The 20,130-nt window shown below is 70.8% G+C and carries 22 protein-coding genes; 14 read left to right on the top strand and 8 right to left on the bottom strand.

Annotated features, from left to right (window positions below; translation table 11 throughout):
- The 3 genes from KK7_RS0103205 to KK7_RS0103195 form a co-directional block, all read left to right on the top strand.
- Positions 1 to 1,095: amidohydrolase (locus KK7_RS0103205; protein ID WP_010543202.1), on the top strand; the 1,095-nt coding region annotated here is incomplete at its 5' end.
- Positions 1,092 to 2,402 (top strand): amidohydrolase family protein, encoded by a 1,311-nt coding sequence (locus KK7_RS0103200; RefSeq protein ID WP_010543201.1) that lies wholly within the window; start codon positions 1,092 to 1,094, stop codon positions 2,400 to 2,402. The genes KK7_RS0103205 and KK7_RS0103200, both read left to right, overlap by 4 nt.
- Positions 2,403 to 2,508: 106 nt before the next feature.
- Positions 2,509 to 2,877: a hypothetical protein gene (locus KK7_RS0103195; protein WP_010543200.1), complete on the top strand. Its 369-nt coding sequence runs from the start codon at positions 2,509 to 2,511 to the stop codon at positions 2,875 to 2,877.
- Here KK7_RS0103195 and KK7_RS0103190 read toward each other — a convergent pair.
- Complete coding sequence (locus tag KK7_RS0103190) at positions 2,858 to 3,487, bottom strand: DJ-1/PfpI family protein (RefSeq protein WP_010543199.1); 630 nt, start codon at positions 3,485 to 3,487, stop codon at positions 2,858 to 2,860. The two genes, KK7_RS0103195 and KK7_RS0103190, sit on opposite strands and share 20 nt — an antisense overlap.
- Before the next feature lie 118 nt (positions 3,488 to 3,605).
- Positions 3,606 to 6,083 carry a PhoX family protein gene (locus KK7_RS0103185; RefSeq protein ID WP_010543198.1) on the bottom strand — a complete coding sequence of 826 codons (2,478 nt, stop codon included), beginning with the start codon at positions 6,081 to 6,083 and terminating at the stop codon, positions 3,606 to 3,608.
- Positions 6,084 to 6,241: 158 nt separating this feature from the next.
- Here KK7_RS0103185 and KK7_RS0103180 point away from each other — a divergent pair, with 158 nt between their 5' ends.
- Genes KK7_RS0103180 through KK7_RS0103170 form a run of 3 tightly spaced genes read left to right on the top strand, consistent with a single transcriptional unit; the run spans position 6,242 to position 7,661 of the window.
- A complete protein-coding gene (locus tag KK7_RS0103180) occupies positions 6,242 to 6,787 on the top strand; it encodes a hypothetical protein (protein WP_010543197.1) in 546 nt (181 codons plus the stop codon).
- A complete protein-coding gene (locus KK7_RS0103175) occupies positions 6,784 to 7,239 on the top strand; it encodes a hypothetical protein (RefSeq protein ID WP_010543196.1) in 456 nt (151 codons plus the stop codon). The genes KK7_RS0103180 and KK7_RS0103175 overlap by 4 nt, the downstream gene beginning before the upstream one ends.
- Entirely contained in the window at positions 7,236 to 7,661 is a 426-nt protein-coding gene (locus tag KK7_RS0103170) for a hypothetical protein (protein ID WP_010543195.1), read from the top strand. Before KK7_RS0103175 ends, KK7_RS0103170 begins: the two co-directional genes overlap by 4 nt.
- Here the strand turns inward: KK7_RS0103170 and gspD are convergent.
- The 5 genes from gspD to gspG are packed head-to-tail and all read right to left on the bottom strand — an operon-like array spanning position 7,655 to position 11,861.
- Positions 7,655 to 9,757, bottom strand: coding sequence for a type II secretion system secretin GspD (gspD, locus tag KK7_RS0103165; RefSeq protein ID WP_010543194.1), 2,103 nt, complete (start codon positions 9,755 to 9,757; stop codon positions 7,655 to 7,657). The two genes, KK7_RS0103170 and gspD, sit on opposite strands and share 7 nt — an antisense overlap.
- Before the next feature lie 13 nt (positions 9,758 to 9,770).
- Positions 9,771 to 10,559 (bottom strand): type II secretion system protein N, encoded by a 789-nt coding sequence (locus KK7_RS0103160; RefSeq protein ID WP_010543193.1) that lies wholly within the window; start codon positions 10,557 to 10,559, stop codon positions 9,771 to 9,773.
- Positions 10,556 to 10,906, bottom strand: a complete 351-nt coding sequence (gene gspI, locus KK7_RS0103155; RefSeq protein WP_010543192.1) for a type II secretion system minor pseudopilin GspI — start codon at positions 10,904 to 10,906, stop codon at positions 10,556 to 10,558. The genes KK7_RS0103160 and gspI overlap by 4 nt, the downstream gene beginning before the upstream one ends.
- The gene (locus tag KK7_RS0103150; protein ID WP_010543191.1) at positions 10,906 to 11,391 is read right to left on the bottom strand and encodes a GspH/FimT family pseudopilin; all 486 of its coding nucleotides are present in this window, start codon (positions 11,389 to 11,391) and stop codon (positions 10,906 to 10,908) included. Before KK7_RS0103150 ends, gspI begins: the two co-directional genes overlap by 1 nt.
- Positions 11,391 to 11,861: a type II secretion system major pseudopilin GspG gene (gene gspG / locus KK7_RS0103145; protein WP_010543190.1), complete on the bottom strand. Its 471-nt coding sequence runs from the start codon at positions 11,859 to 11,861 to the stop codon at positions 11,391 to 11,393. The genes KK7_RS0103150 and gspG overlap by 1 nt, the downstream gene beginning before the upstream one ends.
- A 45-nt stretch (positions 11,862 to 11,906) precedes the next feature.
- On the opposite strand from gspG, the gene gspL reads away from it, so the two are divergent.
- Genes gspL through KK7_RS0103125 form a run of 4 tightly spaced genes read left to right on the top strand, consistent with a single transcriptional unit; the run spans position 11,907 to position 16,243 of the window.
- On the top strand, positions 11,907 to 13,022 hold the full coding sequence (gene gspL / locus KK7_RS0103140) for a type II secretion system protein GspL (protein ID WP_010543189.1): 1,116 nt from the start codon (positions 11,907 to 11,909) through the stop codon (positions 13,020 to 13,022).
- Positions 13,019 to 13,519, top strand: a complete 501-nt coding sequence (gene gspM, locus KK7_RS0103135; RefSeq protein ID WP_010543188.1) for a type II secretion system protein GspM — start codon at positions 13,019 to 13,021, stop codon at positions 13,517 to 13,519. The genes gspL and gspM overlap by 4 nt, the downstream gene beginning before the upstream one ends.
- Complete coding sequence (locus KK7_RS0103130) at positions 13,516 to 14,982, top strand: GspE/PulE family protein (protein WP_010543187.1); 1,467 nt, start codon at positions 13,516 to 13,518, stop codon at positions 14,980 to 14,982. The genes gspM and KK7_RS0103130 overlap by 4 nt, the downstream gene beginning before the upstream one ends.
- Positions 14,983 to 15,016: 34 nt before the next feature.
- On the top strand, positions 15,017 to 16,243 hold the full coding sequence (locus KK7_RS0103125) for a type II secretion system F family protein (RefSeq protein WP_010543186.1): 1,227 nt from the start codon (positions 15,017 to 15,019) through the stop codon (positions 16,241 to 16,243).
- Positions 16,244 to 16,280: 37 nt separating this feature from the next.
- Here KK7_RS0103125 and KK7_RS0103120 read toward each other — a convergent pair whose 3' ends face one another.
- Entirely contained in the window at positions 16,281 to 16,916 is a 636-nt protein-coding gene (locus KK7_RS0103120; RefSeq protein ID WP_010543185.1) for a hypothetical protein, read from the bottom strand.
- An 83-nt stretch (positions 16,917 to 16,999) separates the two neighbouring features.
- Between KK7_RS0103120 and KK7_RS0103115 the strand changes: the two genes are divergently transcribed.
- The 4 genes from KK7_RS0103115 (at position 17,000) to KK7_RS0103100 (ending at position 20,123) form a co-directional block, all read left to right on the top strand.
- Positions 17,000 to 18,034, top strand: a complete 1,035-nt coding sequence (locus tag KK7_RS0103115; protein ID WP_010543184.1) for an ABC transporter substrate-binding protein — start codon at positions 17,000 to 17,002, stop codon at positions 18,032 to 18,034.
- Positions 18,031 to 18,585, top strand: a complete 555-nt coding sequence (locus tag KK7_RS0103110; protein ID WP_010543183.1) for a type II secretion system protein GspJ — start codon at positions 18,031 to 18,033, stop codon at positions 18,583 to 18,585. The genes KK7_RS0103115 and KK7_RS0103110 overlap by 4 nt, the downstream gene beginning before the upstream one ends.
- Entirely contained in the window at positions 18,582 to 19,466 is an 885-nt protein-coding gene (locus KK7_RS0103105; RefSeq protein WP_010543182.1) for a type II secretion system minor pseudopilin, read from the top strand. Before KK7_RS0103110 ends, KK7_RS0103105 begins: the two co-directional genes overlap by 4 nt.
- 69 nt (positions 19,467 to 19,535) lie before the next feature.
- The gene (locus tag KK7_RS0103100) at positions 19,536 to 20,123 is read left to right on the top strand and encodes a hypothetical protein (RefSeq protein ID WP_040597503.1); all 588 of its coding nucleotides are present in this window, start codon (positions 19,536 to 19,538) and stop codon (positions 20,121 to 20,123) included.
- The last annotated feature ends 7 nt before the right edge of the window (positions 20,124 to 20,130 follow it).

The following is a 20,130-nucleotide window of genomic DNA, read 5'->3' as shown; positions in this document are numbered from 1 at the left end:
GTCACCCCCGGTGTGATCGACATTCACAGCCATCTCGGCGACTATCCCTCGCCGGGCGTCGACGCGCTGTCGGACGGTAACGAGGCGACCTCGCCGGTCACCGCCGACGTCTGGGCCGAGCACAGCGTGTGGCCGCAGGATCCGGGCTTCGGCCGAGCGCTGGTCAATGGCGGCGTCACCACGCTGCAGATCCTGCCCGGCTCCGCCAACCTGTTCGGCGGCCGTTCGGTGGTGCTGAAGAACGTCTATGCCCGCACCATGCAGGGGATGAAGTTCCCCGGCGCGCCCTACGGCCTGAAGATGGCGTGCGGCGAGAACCCCAAGCGCGTCTATGGCAGCCGCGGTCGGGAACCCTCCACCCGGATGGGGAACATCGCCGTCGACCGCCAGACCTGGGCCAAGGCGGCCGAGTACAAGCGCCGCTGGGACAAATATGAGAAGGACGGTGGCGAGGCCCCCGGCCGCGACATCGCGATGGACACGCTGCGCGGCGTGCTCGACGGCGAGATCCGCGTCCAGAACCACTGCTACCGCGCCGACGAGATGGCCAACGTCCTCGATATGGCCAAGGAGTTCGGCTACCACGTCTCGGCGTTCCACCATGCGGTGGAGGCCTACAAGATCGCCGATCTGCTGAAGGCCAACAACACCTGCGCCGCCGTCTGGGCCGACTGGTACGGGTTCAAGATGGAATCCTACGACGCGGTGCCCGAGAACCTCGCCATCCTCGACAAGGAAGGCGCCTGCGCGATGATCCATTCGGACGACGCCAACGGCATCCAGCGGCTCAACCAGGAAGTCGCCAAGGCGCGCGCCTCGGCGATCCGTGGCGGCTTCGACGTGTCCGAGGCAACGGCGTGGAAGTGGCTGGCGATCAACCCCGCCATCGCGCTGGGCATCGCCGACAGGACCGGCAGCCTGAAGGCCGGCAAGATGGCGGACGTGGTGTTGTGGAACGGCAATCCGTTCAGCGTCTACACCCGGCCGGAGATGGTGTGGGTCGACGGCGCGCTGCTCTACGATGCCAAGGATCCCAAGCGCCGTCCGGTTTCCGATTTCGAGCTCGGCCAGCCGGGCGAGGGGGATGTGAAGTGAGCAAGACCCTGTTTCTTGCCGCGGCGGCCCTTGCGGCGCTCGCGGTCCCTGCGATGGCGCAGGATGTGGCGATCACCAACGCCAAGCTGGTGATCGGCGACGGATCGGCCCCCGTGGACGGCGGCACCGTGGTGGTGCGCGGCGGCAAGGTCGTCGCGGCCGGCCGTGGCGTGGCGGTGCCGGCGGGCGTGCAGGTGGTCGATGCCGGCGGGCGTTATGTCACGCCGGGTATCTTCGCCGGCTTCACGCGGCTGGGCATCGTCGAGATCGACGGCGTCGGCGTGACCAACGATGCGGCGGCGGGCAGTTCGCCCTTCAACGCCGCGCTCGACGTGAGCCCGGCGGTCAACCCGCGCGCGACGCCGATCGCGATCAACCGGGCGGACGGGGTGACCCGCGCCGTCGTCGCGCCGGATACCGGCAAGGGCTCGATCTTCGCGGGCCAGGGCGCGGTGATCGATACCCGCAGCGACCTGCATGCCGTCGCCCGCCCGCGCGCCTTCCAGTTCATGGAATATGGCGAGAGCGGCGGCCGGCTGGCCGGCGGCAGCCGCCCCGCGGCGATCGCGATGCTGCGCAACGCGATGCTGGAGGCGCGCGATTATGCCCGCAATCCGGCCAGCTTCGCGGATCGGGGCAAGGATGCGCTGCTCACCCGCGCCGATGCCGAGGCGCTGGCGGCGGTGGTGCAGGGCAAGGTGCCGCTGCTCGTCCATGTCGAGCGCGCATCGGACATCCTGGTGCTGCTCCAGCTCAAGCGCGAGACGCCGGGGCTGAAGCTGGTGCTGGTCGGCGCCAGCGAGGGCTGGACCGTGGCGAAGGACATCGCCGCCGCCGGCGTGCCGGTACTCGCCAACGCGCTGAACGACCTGCCGGCCAGCTTCGAGCAGCTGGCCGCCACCCAGTCGAACATCGGGCGGATGCAGGCGGCCGGCGTACTGGTCGGCATCGGCACGATCAACGACGACGAGGCGCGCCAGGCGCGGCTGGAGAAGCAATATGCCGGCAACCTGGTGGCGCTGTCGCGCGTGCCGGGCGCAACCGGGCTGAGCTGGGATGCCGCCTTCGCGGCGATCAGCGCGAAGCCGGCAGAGGCGATGGGCATGGGCGATGCGTTCGGCTCGCTCCGCCCCGGCCGCGCTGGCGACGTGGTGGTGTGGGACGGCGACCCGCTGGAGATCGGTACCGCGCCGGTGAAGCTCTATGTGGACGGGATCGAGCAGTCGCTCACCACCCGCCAGACCCGGCTGCGGGACCGCTACTGGAAGCCCGTGGAAGGGGCGCTGCCCAAGGCGTATCAGCGCTGATCGCGGCGGTTCCATCCGGAACCTTCACGATCGCGCGCGCTTTGGCGGCATGATGGAACGGCCCCGGCGCGGAGCATCCGCGCCGGGCGATTTGGAGAGTGGGACCATGACGAAGCGCATCCTTCTTGCCGGCCTTGCGGTGGTGGCGCTGGCTGGCTGCAACAAGAGCCAGGAGGCGACGGGCAATGCCGCGCTCGATACCGCGGCGGAGAGCAATGCGGTGGTCGACAACGGCGATGCGGGCAACAACGTGACCGCGCAGGTGATCGCGATGAACGACGCGCAGCGCAACGTGGTGTTCATCCGCGCGATCATGGACGCCGGCCTGAAGTGCGACCATGTCGAAAGCTCGCAGCGCCTGCCCGATCAGGATGGGCTGCCCTTGTGGCGCGCCAATTGCAGCGGCGGCGTGGCGCACATGGTCTCCATCACGCCCGACGGTACCGCGAAGATCGTCAGCCGCACCGATCGCTGAGGTCGGCCTCGGCGAGGAGGAAGGGCGACACCGCGCGGAGCGCGCGGGCGACCGTCTCCTCCTTCTCGCCGACCGGCGCGACATAGTGGATCGCCTCGCGTGCGGCGGCGAGCCCCGCGCCCCGCGCGATCATCCAGGCGGCGAGATATTGCGAGGCGAGGCACCCGCCCGCGGTCGCGACATTGCCATGCGCGACGAAGGGGGCGTCGAGCACCTCTACGCCGGCCTCGATCACCCAGGGCCTGGTGGTCAGGTCCGTGCAGGCGGGCAGGGTGCCGATCAGGCCCAGCTTCGCCAGCAGCAGCGTCCCCGAACATTGCGCGCCGATCAGCTGGCGTGCGGGATCGAGCCGGATCTGCGCGAGCAGGCCCGCATCGCCGGCGATCTCGCGCGTCTGCGATCCGCTGCCGATCAGCACCGCATCGGCCTCGGCGGCGAAGGCGAGCGGCTTCTGGCGCCGGATGGTGACGCCGTTGAGCGAGGTCACCTCCTCGGCCGGGGACGTGACATATGCGGCCCAGCCCCGCGCCCGCAGCCGGTTTAGGATCGCGGCGGCGATGAACGAATCCAGTTCGTTGAAGCCGTCGAACGTCAGTACCGCGATCTGCATGCTCAGTGTCTCCCAGCCGCTGTAGCCCGTAGTATCCTAAGAGCGCGGCGGCGCCATAGGCCTGAACGAAAGAGGGAGGCCATGCGGCCTCCCTCCAAGCAGATACAGGCCGAGGCCTTTAGAGGCCGACCACGCCGCCGTCATTCTTGGTGATCACCACCACCGCGGAGCGCGGGCGCACGGTCGCGGCAACGGTGCCGCCGGCCTGACTGTCCGGCCACTTGCTGGTCGGCGCCGCGGGCGTACCGTTCTCGCCGGGATGCTGGATGCCCACGAACAGCGTCCGGCCGTCCGGCGTGGAGTCAACGCCGGTGATCTCGCACTCGACCGGCCCGACGAGGAAGCGGCGCAGGTTCGCGCCCGGCGCCGCGCCGATACGGGTCGCCTGGGTCGCGGTGGCGCCGGTCGATCCGGTGTTGGTGATCGTCCGCGCGCCGCCGTCGCCCACCGTGCCCGGCTGGGCGGCGAGCATCATGCAGTTGGTGACGTCGGTATAGGCGCCGTCGTCGGTCTGCAGCCACATCAGCGGCTTCACCTGGCCGCCGGCATGGGTGGTGCGGGCGAAGACCATGCCGTCGGGGCTGGAGAAGTCGTTGCTGTCGTCGAGCGACGAGAGGTTGATGTTGGTCTTGTCGAGATCCGCGCCCGCCCCGAAGGCGTAGATGTCCCAGCTGAAGCTCGTCGCCTCGGTATCGGCTTCCTTCATCCGGATGATGTGGCCGTTGGGATTGCCGTAATTGGCGGTCTTCGCCGTGCCATAGGGATCGTTATAGTGGCGCGGATTGGCGGCGTCGGTGCCGGTGAGCGGGCGACCGGCGGCGTTGTTGTTGGTGAGCGTGACGTAGATTTCACCGGTCACCGGGTTCACCGCGGTCCATTCCGGGCGATCCATCGGCGTCGCGCCGACCACGTCCGCGGCGAGGCGGGCATTCACCAGCACATCGGCCTGGTTGGCGAAGGGATAGGTGGCGTTGGCCGCGGTGATGCCGTTCTGCCCGAACACCAGCGGCAGCCAGCTGCCGGTACCGTCCGCGTTGAATCTGGCAACATAGAGCGTGCCGTTGTCCAGATACTTGTCGCCGATAGCCAGCCGATCCGCGGCATTCGCATCGGCGGCATCCCATGCGGTCGACGAGACGAACTTGTAGATATATTCGCGGCGTGCATCGTCGCCCATGTACCAGGCGGGACGCTTGCCGGCGACGAACGCGCCTGGCCAGCAGCCTTCATGGCCGAGCCGGCCGAGCGCGGTGCGCTTCCGCGGCGCGGCAGCCGGCGTATAGGGATCGATCTCTACCACCCAGCCGAACTGGTTGGGCTCGTTGCGGAAGTCGTCGGTGGCGGTGCCGGTGCCCGCCCGCGCGTCCCAGCGGCGGAACAAGGTGTTGGTCGAATCCGCCGGCGTCACCGTTGACCAGCCATAATTGCCGGTGCTGCTGGTCACGCCGTAGCGGCTGAGCGCGGTGAGTTCCTTCGCGGCGCGGTTGGCGGTATCGCCGCTGCGGCGGAAATAGCCGGCCCAATTCTCCTCGCAGGTCAGCGCGGTGCCCCAGGGCGTGGTGCCATTGGCGCAGTTGTTGATCGTGCCGCGCCCGGCCACGCCGGTGGGCGAGAAGGCGGTCTTGAGCAGGTCCGATCCCCGCGCGGGGCCGTTGAACACCATCGGCGTCGCAGGCGTGAGGCGGCGGTTATAGGCCGAATCCTGCTTCACGCTCCATGCGCGGCCGGTCCCTTCGCTGACTTCGGTTACCGACACGCCGTGGCAGTCGATTTCCTTCTGCGCCTCCGCTTCGGGACGCGCGCCGTTCACCGTCGTCGCGCCGTTCACGTGCAGATACTGCTGGTTGATGTTCTCGTGATTCTGGACCAGCAGGCCGCGGGTCGAGCCGGTGGCGTCGCGCGCGGTGCCGGCGCTGTTCAGGCCGTACCAGTAGAGCGCATCGCCATGGTCGCCGATCCGCTGGGCGAAATTGGTGTCGGTGCCGTCATTCCTGTAGACGGGCACGCCCGCGGCGATCGGGTCGCCGGTGCGGTTGATCACGCCCACCGTGTAGCCGGCGGGCACGGTCACCACGTCGAGCTTGTTCTTGGCGACGGCGGCGAAGCCCAGCGCCGGCGGGCTGATCGTCACCGTGGTGGTTGCCGAAGCGGTCTTGCCGCCTGCGTCGGTCGCGGCGAACTGGAAGGTCAGCACCGTGTCCGAGGAGACGACCGGGGCGAGGAAGGTCGGGTTCAGCGTGTTCGCGCCGGTAAGCGTCACTGCCGGGCCGCCGGTCTGCGTCCAGGCGACCGCGCTGACGCCCTTGTCGTCGGTCGCGGTGGCGACCAGCGTGACGGTGCGGCCGGAGCTGGTGACGGTGGCGGCCCCACCGTTGACGACCGGCGCGGGGTTGCCGTCCGTCGCCGAGACCTTGTTGTCGCACGCCGCGAGCAGCGAGCCGCCCATCGATGCCGCGACGATCGCGCTGGAGCCGCGGAGCAGCGTACGGCGCGAATAGCGCTGGTCGGCAAGCGCGTTCAGCGTCGGCGCCGTGCTGCGATTGGTATCCACATCGCCGTCGCTATAGCCGAACGGCGTCTCGATCTGGTCGGTCATCGGGTTCCCCTCTTGCGGCCGGGCGTGCCCCGCCCGGGATGGTTCCCCATGGGGAAGGCGCGTGAAGCGCGCATGGCGGATGCATTACCCGGGCGCGACGAAAAAGCGTCACCCATGTGACACTTGCCAAGTCGGTGCTTCAGGCTAAGCGGCGGCGGATGACGCCAGCGTCTTCCGATCCCGATCTGCCGCCGCCCGCGCCCAGTCTGGCTGGACGCCTGTTCGCCCAGGTGCGCGCGCAGGGCGGCGCGCGCGCGCGCGATGCGGCGCCGCGGCACGCGGGCTGGATCGCACCGGTGCTGGCGCTGCTGGTCGCATCCGGGCCGGCAGCGACGATCCTCGGGGCGCATGTGCTTCGCGTACGGGCGATGACGGAAACGGCCGCGATGGATGCCCGGCTGGCGCCGCGCCGCGAGGCCGAGCGCGCGCGCGATGCCGCGCGGGCGGTGCTGGGCGCGGCACTCGCCCAGCCGGGGCCCGCCGCCCTGCTGGATCGGGTGGCGGCGGCGCTGCCGCAGGCGGATACGCTCACCCGTGCCGAGCGTCGCGCCGACGGTACGATCGAGCTGGAGGTGGCGACCAGCGATCCCGATGCACTGCGCGGCGCGATGCGGCGTCACCCGATGCTCGCCGGTCTGCGCGACGTGCGCCAGCGCGAAGGCGAAGGCCGTACGCTGGTGCTGCTGCGGCAGGCAGCGCCGTGACCCGGCGGCCGATCCTGTGGGGCGGCCTGGCAGGGCTGGGGCTGGCGATCCTGCTCGCACCCTGGACCGGTGCGGCGCTGGGTGCACTGTCGTCCGCGCGTGCGGCGCGGAGCGAGGCGGCGACGGCGCTTGCCACGCCGGTCGACCGCAGCCCGGCGGTTCGGCCGGACATCGCCTTCCCCGCGGAAACTGCGGCCTCTGCGATCCGGTCCCGCATCGATCGGTTGGCGCGCGGCGGCGGGGTGCTGGTGGAGGATATCGCGCCGGTGACGATGCCCGCGCCGCTGGTGGCGGTTTCTGTGCGGGTCTCCGGTCCGGAAAAGGCGGTGCTGGCGCTGGCCGACGCGATCGAGCGCGAGCGCCCGATGCTCCGATTCCGCAACTGGCGGGTCGACCCGGCGGAAGGGGGCGGCGTCCGCCTCAGCGGCGTCGTCGTGGGGGCGACCCGATGATCCCGCAGCCACAGCGGATCGCACTCGCACTGGCGGGCATCGCGGCGGCGGTGTTGCCGGTCCTGTTGCTGACGCCGGGGAAGTCAGCGCCTTCCGCGCCCGTGCGCCGGGCGTCCCCGCTGGGGTCCCCCACCGAGCCGCCGCTGGCCCATGTCTTCGATCGGCCGCTGTTCGCTGCGCCGGTCGAGCCGGTGCTGCCGCCGGACGCGCCCGTGCTCACCGGTGTCGTCGGGCGGCTGGGCAGCGATGCGGTGGCGCTGGTCCGCACCGCACAGGGGACCAGCCGGACCCTGGCGATCGGCGACAGCATCGACGGCTGGAGGCTCGAATCGCTGTCGATCGATGCCGCGCTGTTCAGCCGCGGCGGCCAGCGCGCCCGGGTGCCGATGCCCGCAGCCGAGCCGGCACCGCCGGCTCAATAGATTCCGTCGATCTCCACCTTCAGCCGCGCCGGCGGCGGGGCGAGCAGCAGGCTGTTGCGCTTGGCATTGTCCGCCTCGTCCGCGCGCAGCCGGGCATAGCGATCCTTGGTCGCCGCGCTGGCATCGGCGCCGTCGCGCAGGATCGTGGGCTTGAGGAAGATGAACAGCGTGCGCTTCTGGTGCTGCTCGCGGCGGCTCTTGAAGAGCTCGCCGATCAGCGGGATGTTGCCCAGCACCGGCACCTGCTGGCGCGTATCCTGGAAATCGTCGGCGGTGAGGCCGCCCAGCACGATGGTGGAGCCGTTGTCGGCCAGCACCGTGGTGTTGATCGCCCGCTTGTTGGTGATGATGTCCGATGCCTGCGACACGGTGGTGCTGGCGATCGCGGAGGCCTCCTGGTTCACCTGCAGGCGGATCGTGTCGCCCGCGTTGATCCGGGGCAGCACGCGGAGCGTGATGCCCACGTCCTTGCGCTCGATCGTGTTATACGGGGTTGCCGAGTTGGAGTTGGTGAGGATCGAGCCGGTGACGAACGGCACGTTCTGGCCGGCGATGAACTCCCCTGCGACATTGTCCAGCACGGTGATCTGTGGCGTCGACAGCAGGTTGGCGCGGGTGGAGGTGCCCAGCGCCTGGAGCAGCACCGAGAAATCGTCGCCGATCCGGAAATTGCCGGTGAAGCCGCTTCCGCCGGTGCCGAGCACCGATCCTGCGGGCACGCCCAGCGTGGTGAGGATCGCGCCGAGCGAGGTGCCGGCGGTGTTGAACGATGTGGCCGCGCCGGTCACCCGGCTCAGCACCGCGCCGCTGGTGCCGATCTGCACCGCCAGTGCCTCGGCATCGTCGCCGGTGATTTCGGCGATGGCGGCCTCGATCAGTACCTGTGGGCGGCGCACGTCGAGGTCGCGGATCAACGGCTCGATCGAGGCGATCGCGCTCGGCGCGCCGCGGATGACGATGGCGTTCAGCTCGGGCGCGGGTTGCACCGTCAGGTCCGGCGTCGCGAAGCCCTTGGGCGTCTTCGGCGTGGTCGATTGCATCATCGGCGTGGTCGTGCCGGTGGCGGCCTGCAGCCCGGTCGCGCCGGTGCCGTTCGACATGCCGGTGGTGCCGGCGGAAAGGGCGGCGGCGCCGCTGGCCCCGCTCGAGAGGCTGCTCTGCGAGGCGAGCCGCGCGAACGGGTTGCTCGCACCGTTCGACAGGCTGTTGGCGACGGGATTGTCGGTGCTCTCGCCCAGGCCCAGCACGCCGCGCAGCACGTCGGTCACGGTCTCGGCATCGGCATAGTTCAGCCGGAACATGCGGGTGATCGGCGTGGAACCGCCCGGCAGATCGAGCGACGCGATGATGCGGCGGCCCTCCGCGACCGAGGCGGGCGTGCCGCGGACGATCACCGTGTTGCTGCGCTCGTCGGCGGCGACGCGGGTACCCGCGCCGGAATCGCCGCCCAGCACGTTCTGCACCGCCTGCGCCACCGCCGGCGCGCTGCCGTTCTTCAGCGCGATCGCCGCGAAGGTCGCCCCGCCGCCGCCGTCGAGCTGGCGGATGATCGATTCGATCCGGCGGACATTGTCGGCATAGTCGGTGATGACGACGGCGTTGGGTGCGGTCAGCGGCTCGACGCTGCCGAAGCTCGCCACCAGCGGCCGCGCGATGCGGGCGGCATCGGCGGCGGGCACGTTGGAAAGGCGGACCATCCGCGTCATCAGCTCCTGCCCGGCAGCGCCGCGTGCGGGCAGGCCGCCGTCGCGTACCGCGTTGGCGGCGGGCACGATCCGCCAGGCACGGCCCGAGCGCACCGCCGCATAGCCGTTGGCACGCAGCACCGACTGGAACAGGTCCCAGACGCCGCCGGGCGTCAGCGGGCTGGACGAGGTGACCGTCACCACCCCCTTCACGGCGGGGTCGAGGATCAGTGTGCGGCCGGTGATGCGCGAGATCTGGTCGGCGACATCGGCGATCTCCACCCCGCGCATGTTGATCACCACGTCGGCGGCATCCTGCGGCCCACCGGCGGCCGTCTGGGCGGCGACCAGCACCGGGTCCAGCAGCAGCGGCGCGAGCGCGAGGCAGGCGATGGCGGGGCGAATCTTCACGGGGTTCTCTCTTCTAGTGCAGCGGGACGGTCAGCGTGATCCGCCGTCCGTCGCGCAGGATCTGGACCTGGGCCGAGCCGCTTTGCTGGGCGGCGGCGAAGGCGGCGTTTGCGGCCTGGGTATCGGTGAGCGCGGTGCCGTTGACCGAGGTGATGACGTCGCCGGCCTGCATGCCCGGCGGGCCGCCGCTGCCGATGCGGAAGCCTTCGGCGGTCTGCGTCGCACCCAGTTTCTGGAGCGCAGCCGCGCTGTTGCCCGGCAGCGGTCCTGGCGGCGGCGCGGGCGCGATCGCGGGCGCATCGCCGGGCGGCGGGTCGGCCGCTGCCGCCGCCTGTCGTGCCTCCGGCGACAGCGTCGGATCGGGGAAGGCGAGGAATTCGCGCCGGCCGCCATTGTCCAGCAGCACCCGGTCGCGCTGGATCGCGGCGATGGTCGCCCCGTTCACCGCCTGGCCGACATGGAATGCCGTCGCCGGGGCACCGCTCACCGCGATGAAGGCGGTGGAAAGCTCGGCCGGGATCGCCGCGACGATCCCCTTCAGCTCCAGCGGCAGCGTGGTCGGCTGCGGCGCATCGACCACCATGGCCTTGCCGAACGGGGCGAGGGCGATCGCCGGCGCCATGTCCGGCGCCACGGCGGGGCCGGTGCGGCCCGAGGGCACGGTGATCGCGCCGGTGCCGGCATGGCCCGCGATCCGCCAGGTGAACCCGGCAAGCGCGACGGCGACCGATACGACCATCGCGCCGGTCAGCAGATCGAGCGCGGTACGCGTCTGGCGCGAGGTGAGGGCGAGGCGGGTCATCCGTTGCGTCCGTCCACGAACCCGTCGAGCGATGCAAGCGGCGTCTTGTCGGCGGCCGGAAACACGCTGATGCGAACCCGCACGATTTCGGGATCGTCGGTGCTGCGCTTGTCGACGGCGACGCGCCAGCGCTCGCCCAGCATCTCCACCTGCGGCGCGCCCGCGATCCCGGCTTCCATCTCGGCGAGGCGATTCTCGGCGACCCACATCGCGGCGGCGCGGCGCTCCACGCCGCGCGTCGAATCGATATGGCTCTGCACGGTGCGCATCAGCCCCACCGTCGCGATGGCGAGGACGGCGAGCGCCACCAGCGCCTCGATCAGCGAAAAGCCCTGCTCGTCGCGCATCAGGAGGCCGGCACCGGCACCGCGGTGGCGGTCAGCCCGTCATAGCGGACCAGCCAGCGCTGGCTGCCATTGTCGATCGTCGCCGACATCGGCTTGCCGGCGCCGTCGACGCCCAGCACCACCGGCGGCCGGGTGTCGAGCGTGAGGGTGATGCCCCCCGGCAGCGTGTGGGGCGCAAGCGCATCGTCGGTGCGGGCAGCGAGCGTGCCGTTGGGGCTCATCGTCGCAAATCCATAGCCGTGCGCCTGCGCGGTGAAGGCGACCAGCCGGTCCCCCAGCATCGCATCGTCGGCCGCCGCCTGCAGACGCGAGGCGAGGCGGCGGGCCTCGCTCTCCACGCTCGGCTTGCGGGTGGCTGCACCGATACCCAGCGTCACCGCGGCAGCGGCGACACCGATGATCGCCAGCACGATCAGCATCTCGATCAGGGTCATGCCGGCCTGGGAGGCCCGACGCGCAGCGCTGCCAGCCCCCCCGAACCGCATCAGCCCTTGCCCTCGATGTCGGCGTCCACGCCTTCGCCGCCCGGCTTGCCGTCCTTGCCGAACGAGCGGAGCGTGTAGGCGCCGCCTTCCGACCTGTACTCATACGGCTTGCCCCAGGCATCGAGCGGCGGCTCGGAGAGGTAGCCGCCCTGCGCCCAGTTCGTCGGCACCGGCGGGGTGCTGGGCTTCTCCACGAGAGCCTGCAGGCCCTGCTGAGTGGTGGGATAGTCGCCATTGTCGAGGCGGTAGGTCTTGAGCGCGACTCCGATGCTGGAGACATTCGCCTTGGTGGTTGTGACCCGCGCCTCGTCCGGCCGGTTGATCACGTTCATGGTTACGAGACCCGCGACCACGGCGATGATCACGAGCACGATCAGCATCTCGATCAGCGTCAGCCCGGCCTCATGCTCGCCGACCTGGCGGAGCTTGCGCGGGGCGCGCTGCGATGCGATGTCACAAAATGGTTTCAAACTTATGCGCATCCCTGCCTCATGCGTCCTACCCATGAAGCTTCTATGACACGCGGCGTCCGAACGCCGGATCTGCCGCCGCCGCACGCCGGAGGTGTTTGGACGCTGGCGGGCGACCGGCTGATCATAGCTGCGCCAGACGGCCCGGCAACCATCCTCGTGCCGACCGAGCGGGTGCGACTGCTCGCTGTCGACCTCCCGTTGCCGAATCGCGCCCGGCGGCTGGCGGCTTTGCCCTTCGCGATCGAGGACCAGGTGGCCGAGCCCATCGAATCGCTCCACCTCGCGCTGGGTGCCCGCACCAGCCCGGCGGATGCGCCCAGCCGCTATCTGGTCGGCGTGGTGCGCGCCGAAACGATGGCCGAGTGGGTGGCGCTGGCGGAGGCGAACGGTCTCGGCACCGCGCCGATGGTACCGGACGTGCTGGCGCTGCCGCGTCCAATCGAAGGCTGGGCGGTGGAACTGCGTGCGGGCCGCGCGCTCGTGCTGACGGCGGATGGAACCGGCTTTGCGATGCCGGGGGCGCTGCTCGATTCGGCGTGGGAAGCGGCCGGCCGACCGCGCATTCACAGTCTCGGCGAGCCGCTGAGCGGCGACATGGCGGCACATGCCGGTACACCGGATCTGCGGGACGATGATGCACGCGCCGAGGTCGCGGTGGCCGAACTCGATCTGCGGCAGGGCGCCTTCGCGGCGCGGGTGCAGCGTGGATCGACCGGCTGGCGGCGGCTCGGCTGGATTCTCGGCATCGGTGCCGCGGCCCATATCCTGATCGCAGGCGGCGACGCGCTGATGCTGCGGGTCATCGCCGATCGGCGCGCCGCGGAGACGCGCACGCTGGTGACGATGGCAGCGCCGGGCACCAACCTCACCGGCGACCTCAAGACCACGGTCACCGATCTGCTCCCTGCGGGCGGCGGGGGGACGCCCGATCGCTTCGTGCCGTTGCTGGCGCGCCTTTCCACCGCGCTCACCCCGCTCGCCGGCAGCATCGCGGTGCGGGCGATCCGCTATGAGGGCAACGTCCTGACCATGGACTGCGACCCCGGCGCGCCCGATCTCGCCGCACGGATCGCTGAGGCACTGAAAGCCGGGCGCATCCAGGGGCAGGCCACGGCCTCGCCAGACGGCGCCATTCGCATTACGGCGAGCGCGGCATGAGAGATTTCATCCGTACCCAGCTGCCGACGCTCGATGCCGGCCTGTCGCGTTCGGGCCACTGGTGGCAGGCTCGCACCCCCCGCGAGCGCACGCTGCTTTCCGTGCTGGCGGTGCTGTTCACCGCGATCGTGCTGATCTACGGCGTGGTGAAGCCGATTCAGGGTGCGCGAGCCGAGGCGCTGGCCGATATCCGCACCTATGAGACGCTGAACGCCCGCATTCGCGCGGCGGGGACGCTGAGCGCGGCAAAGCCGCAGCGCCGCACCGGTGCCCCGGAGGCGATCGCCAGCCAGTCGGCGGCGGGGTTCGGCCTGATGCTTGCCGCCGCACCCAGCGCGGGCGGCACGCAGGTGACGATCGCCGATGCCAGCTACGACTCGCTTGTCCACTGGATGGCGGACGTGACCACGACCAGTGACCTGCGCATTCGCCGTGTCGCCATCCAGAGACTTGGCGCGCCGGGCCATGTCTCCGCCCAGGTGGAGCTCGGCCGATGATCGTCGACCTGCCGACCTTGCCGTACAGCTTCGCCCGCCGCCACGGCGTGCTGCTGCGCACGAGCGGCGAGGGCATCGAATGCGTCCACCGCGCCGATGCCCCGCTGGATGGGCTGCTCGAAGTGCAGCGGCTGGCCCCGGGGGCGCGCTTCGTGCGGTTGGAGGGTGCTGCCTTCGATACCGCCTTGGGCGAGGCCTATGGCGGGGCAGGCGGGGCGGCTGCCGATATCGACCTTGGCGACATGGACCTCGCTGCGCTCGCCGACAGCGCGGCGAGCGTCGACGACCTGCTCGACACCCGCGACGACGCACCCGTCATCCGCCTGATCAACGCGCTGCTGATGGAGGCGGTGAAGGAAGGCGCGTCCGACGTCCATGTCGAGACGCAGGAGAAGCGCCTCGTCATCCGCTTCCGCGTCGACGGCGTGCTGCGCGACATGATCGAGCCGCCGCGCGCGCTGGCGCCGCTGCTGGTGAGCCGCATCAAGGTGATGGCCAAGCTCGACATTGCCGAGCGGCGCGTGCCGCAGGACGGCCGCGTGACGCTGCGCATCGGCGGCCACGATGTCGACGCGCGCGTCTCGACCATCCCGACCCAGCATGGCGAGCGGGTGGTGCTGCGTCTGCTCGAGAAGGGCTCGCTCAAGCTCGATCTGTCGGGCCTGGGCATGAGCGCGCGCGATCAGGCGGTGTTCGGGCGCCTGCTGGAGCGGCCGCACGGCATCCTGCTCGTCACCGGGCCGACCGGCTCGGGCAAGACGACGACGCTCTACACCGCGCTCGCCCGGCTCAACGACCGCAAGCGCAACGTGATGACGGTCGAGGACCCGATCGAATATGAGCTGCCCGGCGTGGCGCAGACCCAGGTCAACCCGCGCACCGACATGACCTTCGCGCGGGGCCTGCGCGCGATCCTGCGCCAGGATCCGGACGTGATCATGGTCGGCGAGATTCGCGACCAGGAAACCGCGCAGGTGGCGGTGCGCTCGGCGATGACCGGGCATTTCGTGCTGTCGACGCTGCACACCAACAGTGCGGTGGGGTCGGTGACGCGGCTGATCGACATGGGGGTGGAGCGCTATCTGCTCGCGCCGATGGTTGTCGGGCTGTGCGCCCAGCGGCTGGTGCGGCGGCTGTGCCCGCATTGCCGGCGCGCGGACGTGGCGAGCGAGGCCGATTCGCTGCTGCTCGGCGGCGCGCTGCCGGTGGGGGCGCCGCTGTGGCGCGCGGTCGGCTGCGACCAGTGCCATGACGAGGGTTATCGCGGCCGGGCCGGGCTGTACGAGGTGGTCGCGGTGGACGACGTGTTTCAGAAGCTGATTCACGACGGCGCCAGCGAGGCCGAGATCGAGCGCCATGCGCGGGGCGACAATCCCAGCCTTCTCGACGACGGCGTGGCCAAGCTGCAGGTCGGCGTGACCACGGTCGAGGAAGTCGCCCGCGTCGTGAGGGACGAGGCGTGAGCGCTGCCATCTGCGACGGGCGGGGGGGGATCTGATGCCCGCCTTCGCGTACCGCGCAGCCGATCGCACCGGCGCCGCCAAGCGCGGCGTGATCGAGGCCTCCAGCCCCGCCGCCGCACGCGCGCTGCTGCGCGAGCAGGCGCTGCTGCCGCTTTCGGTGGAACCTGCGGCCGTGCGCGGCCGATCGATCGGGTCGATCACCTTGCCGCGTTTCGGGCGAGGCGGGGTTAGCGCCCGGGCGCTCGCCACCGTCACCCGCCAGATCGCCACGCTGGTCGGCTCCGATATCGCGATCGAAGAGGCGCTGCGGCTCGTCGCCACCCAGTCCGAACAGCCGGCGGTGAGTTCGCTGCTGCTCGACGTGCGCGGCGCGATCCTCGACGGGCGCAGCTTCGCCGCAGCACTTGCGCAGCACCCCAAGGCCTTTCCCGAATTCTACCGCGCCTCGGTGGCGGCGGGCGAAGCATCGGGGCGTCTGCCCGACGTGCTCAACCACCTCGCGGAGTTCGTCGAGAACCGCCAGGCGAACGGCCAGAAGCTACAACTGGCGCTGCTCTATCCGGCACTGCTGGCGCTCGTGTCGTTCGGCATGATGGTGCTGCTGATGGTCTATGTCGTGCCGGACATCGTGAAGGTGTTCGTCTCGCGCGGCGCCGACCTGCCGCTGCTGACGCGGGCGCTGATCGCGATCAGTGCGTTTCTCCAGGGCTTCGGGCTCTATCTGCTGCTCGTACTCGGCCTGGGCATCGTCGCCTTCGAGCGCTGGCTGCGGGTGCCGGCCAACCGCCTGCGCGTCCATCGCTTCTTCGCCGAGCGCCGCCCGTTCCGCCGCTTCAGCCGCCAGATGAACGCCGCGCGCTTCGCCGGCAGCCTGGCGACGCTGGTCGGCAGCGCGGTGCCCTTGGTCGAGGCGCTCCATGCCGCCGCGGCGGTGACGCCCAACCATTTCGTCCGCGAAAAGGCGTTCGGCGTGGCGATGCGGGTGCGCGAGGGAATCAGCCTGCGCGTGGCGATGCAGGAGGCGGAGATCTTCCCGTCGATGCTGGTCGCCATCGTCGCCTCGGGCGAAAGTTCGGGCAAGCTCGCCCCCGCGCTCGGCCGCGCCTCGGGCGAACTGGAGCGCGAACTCGACGCGCTGGTCGCCACGCTGGTCGCGCTGGTCGAGCCGCTGGTGCTGCTGGTGATGGGCGGGCTGGTGCTGCTGATGGTGCTGGCGATCCTGCTGCCGATCATCAACCTCAACAACCTGGTGGGGGTGTGAGATAGCCCTCTCTCGCCTGCGGGAGAGGGCTTTTAGGTTACATCTTGCCTTGAATCCGTGCCCCGCCGGGCAGGCCGACGAACGGCAGCGCCGCCGCGCCTTCCTTGCTGACCCCGAGGTCCAGCGTGCCGTCCTCGCCCAGCACCGCATCGAGCAGCACCTGCCGGCGCTGCGTCGCGGGGGTCAGCCGGATCGTCGTGCGCGGGCCGACATGCTCGGCGGTCAGCAGCAGCGCCGGGACCGTCGTCGCGGCACCGCCGGCTGCCTTGGGGCGGCAACTGCCGGGATCGGTCGTCACCTTGCCGTCGAGCATCTGGCTCCCACCGCCCACCGCGATCTTCGCCATCTCCACCTGCATCACCAGCTGGCAGGTGAAGGGCAGGTCGGGCTGCACGGCCTGGAGCAGGCTCGCATCCGCCGCGCCGCTGACATGATCGAGCACCGTCCGTCCGCCCAGATGCACCAGCGCCCGGCCGCCGAGGTCGGTGTCGGGCCCGGTCGCGTTCCAGTCCGCGGCCAGCCCCAGGCTGGTCAGCGAGCGCAGCGGTGCGATGTGCCATTCGAGCTTGCTGCCCCCGGCCACGCCGACTTCGCCGTTCCAGATCGTGCCCGCCACGCCGCTGCGCCACGGCACGTTTCGGACGAGCAGGCTCGCCGGTGCGGTGGCCAGCATCGCCAGCGCATAGGCCCCTATGCCGAGGCCGGCGAAGACGATAAGACGCCGCCGTGCCTCACTCGCTGAATCCGGAGTTCGCCATGGACCGTCGGTCCCTGCTGCGGCTGCTGCCCTCGGGCCTCGTCCTGTCCGCGGCATCGCTATCCTCCAACGCGTGGGCGGGCGAGAAGAAGGACAAGCGCCCCATCGCCCTGTTGCTCCCGCTCACCGGAGCGCGAGCGGAGCTGGGCCGTAGCATGCGCCAGGCCGCCTTGCTCGCGGAAAACGCCGAATTCGTTCTCGGATTCGATACTGCCGGAACGGCAGAGGGCGCGGCCCGCGCCGCAGCCGAGGCGCTGCGCCGCCACCCCGCGCTGATCCTCGGCCCGCTCACCGCGGCGGAAGTGCCTGCGGTGGGCAGCACGGTTGCCGGTCGTGTGCCCGTCCTGTCGTTCAGCAACGATTCGGTGCTGCGCCAGCCGGGCGTCTGGATCTTCGGCATCACCGCCGCGCAGGTGACGAGCGCGATACTGCGCTATGCCCGCACCCGCGGCGTGCGATCCGTGGTGATGATCGACGACGGCTCGCCCTGGTGCGCCGCCGCCAGCCTCGCGGCCGGGCGCATGGAAAGCGAGATCGGCCTCACGCTCCGCGTGCTGCAGGTGAAGCCCGGCGCGCCCTTGCCGCAGGCGGGCGATGCGCCCGATGCGGTGCTGCTGCCGGGCAGCGGGGAAGGGGTCCTTGCCGCCGCACGGGCGCTCAAGGGCAGCGGGGTGCAATTGCTCGGCACGATCCAGGGGCTCGACAACCGTCCCGAGGCGCTGGAGGCGCTGGACGGCGCGTGGCTGGCCTGTCCCGATCCGGCCGCCTTCGCTTCCTTCGCCCAGGCCTTCGCGGCGAAGAATGGCGGGGATCCCGGCACGATCACCGCGCTCGCCTATGATGCCGCCGGTGTCGCCAACAAGCTGCGCGAGGCCAATGCGCTCGACATGAACGGGTTGGTCGATGCCAAGGGCTTCCACGGCGTCACCGGGCCGGTGCGCTTCCGCACCGACGGATCGGTGGCGCGGGACTTCGCGATCGTGGTCGCCTCGCGCGACGGCTATGCCAGCGTCGCGGTGAGTTCGGGGTCGTGACCCAGCAGGGCGAAGCCGGGGATTCCGGCTTCACGCTGATCGAGCTGATGATCTCGCTGGGGTTGTTCGCGCTGATCGCGGTGGCGGGCTTGGCGCTGGTCGACGGCATCCTGCGGGTGAACGGGCGCACCGAGGCGCGGCTGGACCGGCTTGCCGCGCTCCAGCGAACGATGTTCGTGCTGACCAGCGATCTCGATCAGGTGGCGAGCGGCAGGATCGAAGGGCGGGGGGACCGGCTTTCCTTCACGCGCAGCGCACCGGGCACGGGCGGGCTGGCGACGCCGGTCCGCTACGCGGTGGCCGGCGGCGTGCTGGTTCGCGCGGCGCCGGCCCCGCAGCTGCTGCTGCCGGGGGTCGTCTCTGCGCGGTGGCGTTTCTGGGATGGCGGCTGGCGCGATCGCTGGCCGCTGGACGACAGCGACGAGGCCAAGACCCGCTGGCCGCGCGCCATCGCGCTCGACGTGCAGACCGCCGGCCCCGGTGGTACCCCGGTGACCCTCCACCGGGTGGTGACCCTGCCGGCCCGCGCGCAGGAGCCGCAGGTCCAATGAGCGCGCCCGGCCTTCCGCGCGAGGAAGAGCGCGGCATGATCCTGGTCAACGTGCTGATGTTCGTCGCGATCGCCAGCGGACTGGTGCTGCTGATGATCGATCGCGAGGAACTGGGGCTCGATCGCGGCCTAAGGATGCGCGAGGCGGCGCGCGCCCAGGCGATCGTCCGCGGCGGCGAGCTCTCCGCGCTGGTCGCGCTTCGGCGGGACAGCGAGACGGCGGGCGACGTCGATCATGGGCGCGAGCCCTGGGCCAGGATTGCGGTCGCCGCTGCGCCGATCGAAGGCGGCACCTTCGATCTCGCGATCGGCGATGCGGAGGGCCGTTTCAACATCAACACCGTCCGCACCGGCGAGGCGGGTTCGGTGGTGCTGCTGCAGGAGATCGCCAACCAGATCGGCATGCCGCCCGAGCAGGTGGTCGCCGCGATCCAATATGTCCGGTTGCAGGGCCCGGTTACCGATCTGCGCCCGTTGCGGCTGGCGGGGGTGGAACCGAAGGTGGCCGATCGGCTGGAGAAGATGGTGACGGCGCTGCCCGGCATTACCTCGATCAACCTGAACGCGGCCGAGCCGGAACTGATGGCCGTCCTGTTCAAGGATCCGCTGATCGCCAGCCGGCTGGTGCAGGTGCGCGCGCGCCAGGGCTTCCTGACGCTCAAGGATCTGGACGACCAGCATGTCACCTTGCCCTGGGGCTGCTCGTTCCGCTCCAGCACCTTCTGGGTCCGCACCCGCGCGCGGATCGGCGGCACGACCCAACAGGAAGCGACTCTAATCCAACGGCGACGCTCTCCGGAGAGCCGTCCGGAGACGGTGCCGGTCGAGCGCTGGCGCAACGCCGCGGTGCCGCCGGGCGTCCCTGCCTTCGCGACGCGGTGAACGGTTGAGCTTGACCCTCGTTTCTGGTCTGCTTGGCGCGATGATACCGGAGGCTTTCTGTTGGTGCTGATGCGCCTGTTCGGACGCGGCGAGATCCGCCGCTGGCGCGATCTGCACGTCGCGATGGCGCGTGCGGTGCTGCAGCAGGCCGCCGCCGATCTGGTCGAGAGCTTCGATGCCGATCTCTCGCAGGCCGATTGGCGCGACGGGCTGATCGAGCAGACCCGCTTCGTCGCGACGCGCATCGCCCCGGTGGTGCGGCAGGTGGCCGAGCCGCTGGCGCGGCGGGTGATCGAGGAGGCGGATCGCGCGCTCCAGCCGATCGCCTGGCATCACCTCCAGTGGCAGCCGCTGCCGATGGACACCAATCTGATGCGCGACATGATGGAGGAACTGGGCGACTGGGCGGCGGCGGGGAGCGCGGCGCTGAGCGGGCTGATGCGCGGCGCGGCGACAACGCTGCCGATCGGCGGGGCTCCAGCGCGGGGCAGTGCACCGGGCGACTGGATGCGACTGCGTGCCGAGGCCCGGCTGCGCGCCAAGGTGCAGGCCTATGTCTACGCCACGGTCGTGCAGGGGCCGAAGGGCCGGCCCGCCCTGCTCGAGCACACGATCGGGCTGCTGCGCGATGCCGCGCGCCATGCTCGGCCGCTCTGAGTCCCCC

It is taken from the genome of Sphingomonas elodea ATCC 31461, assembly GCF_000226955.1.
In the GTDB taxonomy this organism is placed as follows: domain Bacteria; phylum Pseudomonadota; class Alphaproteobacteria; order Sphingomonadales; family Sphingomonadaceae; genus Sphingomonas; species Sphingomonas elodea.
The sequence above is the reverse complement of the archived record's forward strand: the minus strand, read 5'-3'. Positions and strand labels throughout refer to the sequence as shown.